The following is a 5,041-nucleotide window of genomic DNA, read 5'->3' as shown; positions in this document are numbered from 1 at the left end:
TTTCGTATGAAAATAACCCCTGATTTTCATCCGGTATGCCTGTAGCCCTGACGGGTATCATGTAGTTTTTTTAAGGCCGATACCGGTTTATACACGGCCGCACTATCTCCGGGTATGTCTCTCTGCATCATATACCATTCTGAGACAGGGAACACCAGATCTGTTGCGGAACGACTCGCTGCTGCGACCGGAGGTGATCTGGTGGAGGTAAAAGACCGCGCCGGCTACTCAAAGATAGGGATGTACCTCAAAGGCATCCCGCGGGCGCTAATGCGACACAGGGCCGATATTGATCCTGCGGCCATCGACGTCTCCGGCTACGATACCATAGTCTTCGGATCACCCGTCTGGGCAGGCAACCCGACGCCGGCGATCAACGCTGCCATTGAGGCGCTCCGGGGAGTCGAAGGGAAGGGCGCGATTGTATTCTGTACATCGCGCGGCTCACCGCAAGAGACACTTGAAAAGATTAAGGCGATGCTTGTGGAGAGAGGCGCTGACGTCCGGGGGTGCGTATCACTCACGCAGAGCGACGTGCAGAATGCCGCGGCGATAGAATCCCTTGCCGATCTCATCCGCAGGTCAGAAAAAGAGTTTTTGAGTGCTCAGTAACGCATCGTCCGGGTGGTCGTAGAGAGGGCGCCATCAAGTTCTTCGGGCGTGATCACGATGCTCCCCCCCTCCTCCAGTCGGATAGTGAGGGCATCGCCGCCGACCGTACCGATGATCCGGTGCCTCACCCCTGTAAGTGCCGCTTCATCCCTGACGGTTACCAGGAAACGACCGCAGGTCTCGGAGAAGAGTTCCTCAAGAGGATCACCAGAAAGCACAACTTTCGAACGCGGAGAAACCTTTGCGAGCGCCGCAAGCAACCCGCCCCTGGAGAGGTCTGTTGCCGACGTGACCGAACCTGTGGTGACCAGGTCGCGGACGGTTGTGACAACTGCCGGATCGGCCATTGAGGGTGCGGGGCCGCCACATCCTGTGAGCGCATCAAGAACGGACCCTCCGAAATCAGGCAGCGTCCGGCCTATCAGAGCGAGGAGATCACCTTCTATCGGGGCTGCCCATCTCCTGACATCTCCGCGCCCCAGCATCCCGATCGAGGGTGTGGGCATGATCCTGGTATCGAACTCGTCGCTCTCGTTGTATAGCGAGACGTTACCACCAACGATGGGGATCCCCATCTTCCGCGCCATCTCTCCCATGCCGAGGACGCACTGCTCGATCTGCCATGCGACCTCGGGGTGTTCCGGACTTGCAAAGTTCAGGCAATCGACGATGCAGAGCGGTTCGGCGCCTAGACAGGCAAGGTTACTTGCGTTCTCAACGACGGCGTTTGCCGCTCCATCGTAAGGTTTTAAGAAGATCTGGGAGGGGTTGCAACCACATGATAGAACAAGCGCTATATCCTCCAACCTGAGGACGGCGGCGTCGTGAACGAGCGAGACCGACCTGACCTGGACATCCTTATCATACTGTTCGTAGACCCAGTCTTTGCGCGCCACGTCCGGGTGCGCAAGCACGGAAAGCACCAGGTCTTTTAATGGCGCCCCTGGCCTGGAGAAGGGTCGCTCGGCGGAGTAAGGATTCTTCTCCCAGAAACATGGCGGGACGCCACCGACGAGCAGGTCGATCGGGAGATCGGCGACGACCTCACCGTGGAACTTCACGATGTAGCGGGGTTCAGCGACCACCTCGCCGATGTCGCTCCAGGCAAGGTCATACCTCTCAGCGATCGCTCCAATCAGGGGGACATCCTCCGGAGCCACCTCTACGAGCATCCGCTCCTGCGACTCAGCCAGCATGATCTCCCGTGGCGTCATCCCTGCCTCCCGGAGGTGGACACGATCGGCGTGGATGACCGCGCCAAATGTGCTTGCCATCTCGCTTGAAGCCCCGGCAAGTCCCGCCGCCCCAAGGTCACGACAGGAGAGAACTTTTCCGGTCTCTGCCATCGCGAGGATCGCGTCTATGAGGAGTTTCTCGGTGTAGGGGTCACCGATCTGGACGCTCGGGCGATCAGCCGCTTCTGCATCCTCGGCAAGATCCCGGGATGCAAACGACGCCCCTCCAAGCCCATCCCGCCCCGTAGATGATCCTATCAGGACGAGATGGTTGCCAGGTTTCTTCACCCTGGCGGTGATGTAGCGATCAGGGTCCACGGTTCCAATGCAGATGACGTTAACGAGCGGGTTTCCTGAGTAGGAAGATTCAAAGACGAGTTCCCCACGGACTACCGGCACCCCAATACAGTTGCCGTAACCTCCAACCCCGGCAACTACGTGCTCGAAGATGTAGCGGTTTTTCTCAGATTCGAGCGGGCCGAAGTATAGAGGGTCCATCAGGGCAATGGGGCGGGCGCCCATAGATAAGATATCACGGACTATACCGCCCACACCCGTCGCTGCACCGTCGTATGGGTCAACGTAACTGGGATGGTTGTGGCTCTCCATCCCGACAGCGAGGGCACAGGTATCGCTGAACTGAACGATTGCAGCGTCGTCACCCGGGCCGAGCAGGACACCTGGCCCCTCTGTGGGCAGCGTCCGCAGCAGGTGTCTCGTGGACCGGTAACTGCAATGCTCGCTCCAGAGGTTCTCAAAGCAGGCGAGTTCGACATCGGTTAAGTCGCGTTTGAGGGTCTTTCGAAGAAGTGCGAGGTCCTGTGCCGATAACATACTGCAAGACTGGTGGGTTGCCTACATAGATAAGCATGCGCAGGTCATGGTGGGGGAACCACTTTTTGAGTTTGCGCGATCCATAGTGAGGTATGACCCAGTCATATGATGACCTTCTGAAGAAGGCGTATACCAATATCACTGAACCGACGGAGTTTGAGGACCGGTTCACCGTTCCAGTCGCCAGGGTCTTTATCGAGGGGAAGACCACTGTTCTTGAGAACTTCGCCGAGATCGCGAGTACACTGCGGCGCGACCAGGACCACCTGATGAAACACCTCCTCGGCGAACTCGGCACCGCAGGTAAGATCGATGGGACGCGGGCTATCTTCTCAGGGAAGTTCGAGCAGGAGCAGATCAACTCGATCATAAAAGGTTACGTAGAGGACTATGTCATCTGCTCGGAGTGCGGGAAGCCCGATACCCGCCTGGTAAAGACCGACCGGGTTCTGATGCTCCAGTGCGACGCCTGCGGCGGGCACCGACCCGTCCGGAAGCGGAAAGCAACGGTAGAATCCTCCGAGGGGGCGAAACCAACGGAGGGTGCTATCATGGATGTCACCCCCCAGTTCCTCTCGAAGCGCGGCGACGGTGTGGTGAAACTCGGCCGCTACACTATGTATGTTGCAAACGCAAAACCGGGTCAGACGGTGAAGGTGAGGATCACACGGATTGCCGGGACGATCATATTCACCGAGCGCATGGACTGATACGACTTTTCCGGATCTCTACCCAGAGTCCCTCTTCTTCCTCCCTTATGCGGCCGAGGAGGACACCGCTCTCGGCAAGTTCGCGACGGAGAACCTCTGGGGCCGCCTGCTCGCTTCGTCTGGCGATGTCGCTGTCCCAGTCGGGGTTTCGCCGCCGCATCTCGGCAAAGATCTTCTTTCGAAGCGCCGGCGTCCCGAAACTGCCGCCAATGAATGCGAATCCGCCCGGCCGGGGGACGCGCTCGATCTCGTGGAATGCCTGCGGGCGGTCTTCCCAGAAGAAGATCGATCCACGGCTGACAACCAGTGAGATGGTGTTATCCCCGATCGGCATGCAATGAACATCGCCCACGACCGGAGCAACCCTGTCCGATACGCCAGCGGCGGTCTTCCTCGCGATCCTGGCCATTGCCGGATCGGCGTCCAGCGCAATCACGGATAATTCACTCTTCTCAGCGAGAGCTACGGCCAGAAGCCCCGGCCCGCTTCCTATATCGAGTGCAACCCCATCCATTATCCCTGACCATGCAAGTGCCTGCTCCGCGATGACAGGATAGATTGGGGCGAAGACCTCACGGGCGATGCGGGCGAAACCTTCGGCACTCTTTTTCATTACAATTTACGTCTGGAGGGGTTCCATCTGCTTGAGGAGCTCGCTGGCGTAGCCGCCCAGCCGTTTTGCTGCATCAGTGATGGCATCTAGAGGAGACCGACCCCCGAAGGTGGTGACGACAAGCTCCGGGTCAGTGAACTTGAATGCCTGTTTGCGCTGCGCCACATCAACACCGGGATCTTTTAGGAGTTCTGCTGCGAGTGCGTCGATGTAGGTGTAGCCTTCACCCTCAAAGAGGATCCTGGCCTTCTCGTCGGTAAGCTCCAGAAGTTTGAGTTTCATGGCCATATGCACCCTATGTTTGGTTTTGAGAGGGGTATATAGGTATGGGAGGGGGATCTTACCTACCCGCTCCGCTGTGCAATAATTCCCGCGGCAAGGTGAGAGCGCTCATCCACAGGAGCCAGTAGGTCAGATAGGCCAGCGGGAGGACGACGGCGATGAGCAGGGTCAGGGTGCGGGTTTTGGGCGTCTTCATAGAGATCACGAGGGTGCGCGGGGCTGAGCAGGAAGTCCCGGGCTCACGCGGCGTTCCCAGGTTGAGACCTCGCCGTTGCGCCCTATAACCTTTCTCTCCATCGCGTTGAACTCTCCCACGCCCTCTCCCCAATCTGCGATGGTTGGCTGTAGTGCACACATCTCACCTCATTCTATCACCGGTGCGATCCTGACGGCCCTGACCTCATCGGGTCTACTATCGTGTTGAGCACGGGGGATACGATGAAAGGGCGCATCTATTGGGATGGTGTCAGGAGTCTCTGGATTGTCTCACTGGAAGATTGTACGACTGTTCAGAGTAGTGTAGTCACACCAGACGCTATCCAGCCCCAGAGCAACTGCCTGGTGGCATGTGCGCTGGAAGGCTGGTAGGTCGACGATAATACCGATGTGCCGGGTGATACAAGATTTTACAGTATTGTCGTACGAGGCCATCAAACCACCGATCTGACATATAAACCCATCTCTCTTTTCCGGTAGTATGCGCGCCTCCGGCGCAACTTGCCATTTTACCCGGGTTTTAACGGAGAGTTACCCGG

The 5,041-nt window shown here is 58.0% G+C and carries 8 protein-coding genes; 2 read left to right on the top strand and 6 right to left on the bottom strand.

Going from position 1 to position 5,041, the window contains the following annotated elements:
- Positions 1–114 precede the first annotated feature (114 nt).
- Complete coding sequence (locus QMC91_RS09725; protein ID WP_300238047.1) at positions 115–612, top strand: flavodoxin; 498 nt, start codon at positions 115–117, stop codon at positions 610–612.
- Here the strand turns inward: QMC91_RS09725 and purL are convergent.
- Entirely contained in the window at positions 606–2,681 is a 2,076-nt protein-coding gene (purL, locus tag QMC91_RS09720) for a phosphoribosylformylglycinamidine synthase subunit PurL (protein WP_300238046.1), read from the bottom strand. The genes QMC91_RS09725 and purL overlap by 7 nt on opposite strands.
- A gap of 92 nt (positions 2,682–2,773) precedes the next feature.
- Here purL and QMC91_RS09715 point away from each other — a divergent pair, with 92 nt between their 5' ends.
- Positions 2,774–3,391: a translation initiation factor IF-2 subunit beta gene (locus tag QMC91_RS09715; protein ID WP_300238045.1), complete on the top strand. Its 618-nt coding sequence runs from the start codon at positions 2,774–2,776 to the stop codon at positions 3,389–3,391.
- Here the strand turns inward: QMC91_RS09715 and QMC91_RS09710 are convergent.
- The 5 genes from QMC91_RS09710 to QMC91_RS09690 form a co-directional block, all read right to left on the bottom strand.
- Positions 3,372–4,004, bottom strand: coding sequence for a class I SAM-dependent methyltransferase (locus QMC91_RS09710; protein ID WP_300238044.1), 633 nt, complete (start codon positions 4,002–4,004; stop codon positions 3,372–3,374). The two genes, QMC91_RS09715 and QMC91_RS09710, sit on opposite strands and share 20 nt — an antisense overlap.
- 6 nt (positions 4,005–4,010) lie before the next feature.
- The gene (locus QMC91_RS09705; RefSeq protein ID WP_300238043.1) at positions 4,011–4,292 is read right to left on the bottom strand and encodes a DNA-directed RNA polymerase subunit L; all 282 of its coding nucleotides are present in this window, start codon (positions 4,290–4,292) and stop codon (positions 4,011–4,013) included.
- Positions 4,293–4,344: 52 nt separating this feature from the next.
- Positions 4,345–4,482: a hypothetical protein gene (locus QMC91_RS09700; protein ID WP_300238042.1), complete on the bottom strand. Its 138-nt coding sequence runs from the start codon at positions 4,480–4,482 to the stop codon at positions 4,345–4,347.
- A gap of 5 nt (positions 4,483–4,487) precedes the next feature.
- Positions 4,488–4,643, bottom strand: coding sequence for a hypothetical protein (locus QMC91_RS09695; RefSeq protein WP_300238041.1), 156 nt, complete (start codon positions 4,641–4,643; stop codon positions 4,488–4,490).
- A gap of 129 nt (positions 4,644–4,772) precedes the next feature.
- Positions 4,773–4,937, bottom strand: coding sequence for a hypothetical protein (locus tag QMC91_RS09690; RefSeq protein ID WP_300238040.1), 165 nt, complete (start codon positions 4,935–4,937; stop codon positions 4,773–4,775).
- Positions 4,938–5,041 lie beyond the last annotated feature (104 nt).

It is taken from the genome of Methanoculleus sp. (genome assembly GCF_030019085.1).
Taxonomy (GTDB): Archaea; Halobacteriota; Methanomicrobia; order Methanomicrobiales; family Methanoculleaceae; genus Methanoculleus.
Note: the sequence above shows the minus strand (reverse complement) of the source record. Positions and strands in the feature narration are given on the sequence as shown.

Excerpts from the sequence above, each read along its gene's own strand:
- purL (WP_300238046.1), bottom strand. The coding sequence starts at position 2,681 with ATGTTATCGGCACAGGACCTCGCACTTCTTCGAAAGACCCTCAAACGC.
- QMC91_RS09690 (WP_300238040.1), bottom strand. The coding sequence starts at position 4,937 with ATGGCCTCGTACGACAATACTGTAAAATCTTGTATCACCCGGCACATC.
- QMC91_RS09725 (WP_300238047.1), top strand. The coding sequence starts at position 115 with ATGTCTCTCTGCATCATATACCATTCTGAGACAGGGAACACCAGATCT.
- QMC91_RS09700 (WP_300238042.1), bottom strand. The coding sequence starts at position 4,482 with ATGAAGACGCCCAAAACCCGCACCCTGACCCTGCTCATCGCCGTCGTC.
- QMC91_RS09710 (WP_300238044.1), bottom strand. The coding sequence starts at position 4,004 with ATGAAAAAGAGTGCCGAAGGTTTCGCCCGCATCGCCCGTGAGGTCTTC.
- QMC91_RS09705 (WP_300238043.1), bottom strand. The coding sequence starts at position 4,292 with ATGGCCATGAAACTCAAACTTCTGGAGCTTACCGACGAGAAGGCCAGG.
- QMC91_RS09695 (WP_300238041.1), bottom strand. The coding sequence starts at position 4,643 with ATGTGTGCACTACAGCCAACCATCGCAGATTGGGGAGAGGGCGTGGGA.
- QMC91_RS09715 (WP_300238045.1), top strand. The coding sequence starts at position 2,774 with ATGACCCAGTCATATGATGACCTTCTGAAGAAGGCGTATACCAATATC.